Annotated in this window: 4 protein-coding genes; 2 read left to right on the top strand and 2 right to left on the bottom strand. The window is 63.5% G+C overall.

Going from position 1 to position 4081, the window contains the following annotated elements:
• Both HP499_RS21635 and HP499_RS21630 read right to left on the bottom strand, forming a co-directional pair.
• A partial coding sequence (locus tag HP499_RS21635) for an ABC transporter permease (protein ID WP_172326166.1) occupies positions 1-614 on the bottom strand: 614 nt, incomplete at its 3' end.
• A gap of 8 nt (positions 615-622) precedes the next feature.
• Complete coding sequence (locus tag HP499_RS21630; protein ID WP_172326165.1) at positions 623-1372, bottom strand: ABC transporter ATP-binding protein; 750 nt, start codon at positions 1370-1372, stop codon at positions 623-625.
• 464 nt (positions 1373-1836) lie between these two features.
• Between HP499_RS21630 and HP499_RS21625 the strand changes: the two genes are divergently transcribed.
• Together HP499_RS21625 and HP499_RS21620 are read left to right on the top strand one after the other, a co-directional pair.
• Entirely contained in the window at positions 1837-3648 is a 1812-nt protein-coding gene (locus HP499_RS21625; protein WP_172326164.1) for a proline--tRNA ligase, read from the top strand.
• The coding region (locus HP499_RS21620) for a TSUP family transporter (protein ID WP_172326163.1) at positions 3645-4081 on the top strand (437 nt) is incomplete at its 3' end. The genes HP499_RS21625 and HP499_RS21620, both read left to right, overlap by 4 nt.

Raw genomic sequence — 4081 nt, 5'->3', positions numbered from 1 at the left:
TCCACGGAGAACGTCAGCGGCAGAATCCCGGAAACGCTGTCCAGGACCTCGTTCATGTCCTCCCGGGATACGAACAAGCCGCACAACAGAATCTGTGGGACTACCACCACGGGCATGAACTGCACCGCTTGGAATTCGGTGCGGGCAAACGCCGAGCACAGCAAGCCAAGCGCAACGCCAAGGACGGCGTTGATCACAGCGATCAATACCACCAGCCCCGGGCTTCCCTTGATGTCCAGGTCAAACATCCAATACGCCATAGCCGTTGCTGCCAAGGACTGCAGCGCAGCCATGAGGGAGAAGGCAATCGCGTAGCCGAACAGCAGGTCCGCCTTGTGGATGGGCGTGGTCAGGAGCCGTTCCAGGGTTCCGGAGGTCCGCTCGCGCAGCATGGTGATCGAGGTGACCAGGAACATGACGACGAACGGGAAAATGGCCAGCATCATGAGGCCAACGCGGTCAAAGGTGCGGGGGGATCCCGGTGGCAGTGCCTCGTTTTCAAACAGGAAGTAGACGGCTGTGAGCAGCAGCGCGGGGACCACGAGGATCAGGGCGACGCTGCGGTGATCGTGCCGCAACTGTCCCAGGACGCGGAAGACCGTGGCAAGGGTCATGCGGAGGTTCATGGGGTCACCGGGCTCTCTTCCTGGCCGCGGTCAGCGGCTCTGATAATGCTCAGGAACGCCCTTTCCAGATCGCTGCTGTGGCCGCGCTCGGCCAATTCGGCGGGAGTGAGCCGGGCCAGGAGCATTCCGTCGCGAAGCAGGAGCAGTGAGGCGCAGTGTGAGGCTTCCTCCATGACATGGCTGGATACCAGCAGCGTTGTTCCGGAGGCGGCCATGGCCGCGAAGCGCTCCCACAGCTCAGCCCGCAACACCGGATCCAAGCCCACGGTGGGCTCGTCAAGGATCAGCAGCCGTGGATGCGCCACCAGCGCACAGGCAAGCGAAACGCGGCTGAGCTGTCCACCGGACAGGTCAGCCGCCTTGCGTCGTGTCAGTGCTTGGAGTCCGACGGCGGCGATCGCCTCTGTGGCGTCCGCCGCCGTCGCGCCGTGCATGGCACCGAAGTATCGGACGTTCGCTTCGACGCTCAAGTCCACATAGACGCTGGCACTTTGGGTGACATACCCGACGTCGTGCCTGAGCGGTGCACTTCCGGCGGGCAGGCCCAGGACCCTCAGGGTCCCGCTCGTGATCCGCTGGACGCCGACGATCGCCCGCATCAGCGTTGTTTTTCCGCTGCCGGAAGGGCCAAGCAGGCCTGTGATCCGGGCTGAATCCACAGTGAAGTCCAGACCATGGAGAATGGCGGTCCGCGCGCGGGAGACCTTAAGGTCGCTAGCCTGTATGGCTGCTGGACGTGGCGGCATGCCGGCCTCCGGGGGCTCCAGTAATTCACCAACTGATGAATTAACGGTAAATCTGCCGCCTCGGTGCGGTCAATGCTGCCGGAACCGGGACCCCCCATCCTTGAAAATGTGTCCGCTATCACATAGGTTCTACGCAAGCCGTGTCGTTGGGGTGCGGGTGGCATCAGGGGGATTTGTGATCAAGACCTTGGCGGGCGTCGTTGGCGTCCGGGTCATCCGCGAGCTCGGCAGTGATCCATGTTTCCCAGCCGCAGGGGATCCCGTTCCGCTGGAGGGAACGGCGATCTAGTCCCAGGACAGAGTCTGCGGCCGGCCGGCCGCTGAGCCACGCCATCGCAGGATGACCAGCCCGTTGCGGCCAGGGGCTTCCGAACGCGACGGCGTGGCTCTTCTGTGTGTGGGCACCCGGTAGATTAGTAGACAGTTGTTTTTGCCACATCTGCCATAGAAACGGATACGTACCCGTGGTCCTTCGCCTTTCCCAGTTATTCCTGCGCACCCTGCGTGAAGATCCCGTCGACGCTGAGGTCGCCAGCCATAAGCTCCTGGTCCGTGCCGGCTACATTCGCCGCGCGGCACCCGGTATTTACACGTGGCTCCCGCTGGGTCTGAGCGTCCTGCGCAAGGTCGAAGAGATCATCCGCCAGGAGATGGCGGCCATTGGTGCCCAGGAAGTCCACTTCCCGGCGCTGCTGCCCCGCGAGCCTTACGAGGCCACCAACCGCTGGACCGAATACGGCGAAGGCCTGTTCCGTCTCCAGGACCGGAAGGGTGCGGACTACCTTCTTGCCCCCACGCATGAGGAAATGTTCACGCTCCTGGTCAAGGACCTGTACTCCTCGTACAAGGACCTTCCGTTGAGCCTTTACCAGATCCAAAACAAGTACCGTGATGAAGCACGTCCGCGGGCGGGGCTCCTCCGTGGCCGGGAGTTCATCATGAAGGACTCCTACTCCTTTGACATCGATGACGCCGGCTTGGACGCCAGCTACGCCGCCCACCGCGCGGCCTACCTGAAGATCTTTGAGCGCCTTGGCCTTGAAGTCATTCCCGTTGCTGCCACCGCCGGTGCCATGGGTGGTTCAAAGAGTGAGGAATTCCTCTTCCCCACCGAGATCGGCGAGGACACCTTCGTGCGCTCGGCCGGTGGTTACTACGCCAACGTCGAGGCCGTGACCACCGTGGTCCCGGACGAGATCGACTTCAGCAATGTTCCGGCCGCCGAGGTCCTGGACACCCCGAACACGCCCACCATTGATACTTTGGTGGACGCGGCCAACCAGCTTGCTCCCCGCACCGGGGCCGACGGCGGCCCATGGACTGCCGCTGACACCCTCAAGAACGTTGTCCTTGCCGTGACGCTGCCTACGGGTGAGCGCCAGATCGTTGTCATTGGTGTTCCCGGTGACCGCGGAGTTGACCTCAAGCGCGTAGAAGCGAACATCGGTGCCCACCTTCCCATCGCCGGGGAGATCGGCCTCGAGGCCGCCAACGAAGAGGACCTCAAGAAGCTGCCTTGGCTGGTCAAGGGCTACATCGGCCCCGGACTGTCCCTGGACCACCCGGTACTCGGCCTCGAAGGCTCCTCCAAGGTGCTGTTCCTGGTGGATCCCCGCGTGGTTTCCGGCACCAGCTGGGTCACCGGCGCCAACGCTGAGGGCAAGCACGTCTTTGGACTGGTAGCCGGCCGCGACTTCACCTGGGACGGCGTAATCGAGAGCACCGAAGTTCGTGCCGGTGACCCCGCCCCGGACGGATCCGGTCCGCTGGAGACCGCCCGCGGCATCGAAATGGGCCACATCTTCCAGCTCGGCCGGAAGTACGCCGCCGCGCTGGACCTGAAGGTGCTGGACCAGAACGGCAAGCAGCAGGTAGTCACCATGGGTTCCTACGGTGTTGGTGTCACCCGTGCCGTGGCCGCCTTGGCTGAAGCAAACCACGATGACCGGGGTCTGGTGTGGCCGCGCTCCGTGGCTCCGGCAGACGTCCATGTGGTGGCCGTGGGCCGTGGCGATGAGATCTTCGATGCCGCTGAAAAGCTCTCCGCCGAGCTCGAAGCTGCCGGTCTGGATGTCATTTTCGATGACCGTCCCAAGGTTTCTCCCGGCGTGAAGTTCGGCGACGCCGAGCTCGTTGGCGTTCCCACCATCCTGGCCGTTGGCCGTGGACTCGTGGACGGCGTTGTGGAAGTCAAGGACCGCCGCAGCGGCGAAGCGGAGAACATCGCGGTGGACAAGGCCGTGGATTATGTGGTCAACGCCGTACGAAACCGGTGATTTCCGGCTTCGAATCAATCCAGCTCACCACACTCATCCTGATTGTGGTGGCTGGATTCGCCGCCGGCTGGGTTGATGCCGTAGTAGGGGGCGGGGGACTGATCCAGCTCCCCGCCCTGCTGCTCGTTCCCGGAATCACGCCCGTGCAGGCCCTGGCGACCAACAAGATGGGGTCCATTTTCGGCACCACCACCAGCGCGGTGACGTATTACCGCCGTGTGGGCCCGGATCTCAAAACGGCTGTGCCCATGGCGGTCATTGCCTTGGCGGGAAGCTTTGGCGGCGCCATACTCGCTGCGTCCCTGCCCGCCAGTGTATTCAAACCCATCATCGTGGTGGCGTTGATCGCCGTCGCCGTTTTCACCGCCTTGCGGCCCAGCGCCGGCGAATTGACTGCCCTTCGCCACGATGGCCACAAGCACTACGTTGTGGC

The sequence above is a fragment of the Paenarthrobacter sp. CM16 genome, assembly GCF_013179505.1.
GTDB lineage: Bacteria > Actinomycetota > Actinomycetes > Actinomycetales > Micrococcaceae > Arthrobacter.
The sequence above is the reverse complement of the archived record's forward strand: the minus strand, read 5'-3'. Positions and strand labels throughout refer to the sequence as shown.

What these genes read in the sequence shown, in the direction of transcription:
- HP499_RS21630 (WP_172326165.1), bottom strand. Translation starts at nt 1,372, where the DNA reads ATGCCGCCACGTCCAGCAGCCATACAGGCTAGCGACCTTAAGGTCTCC.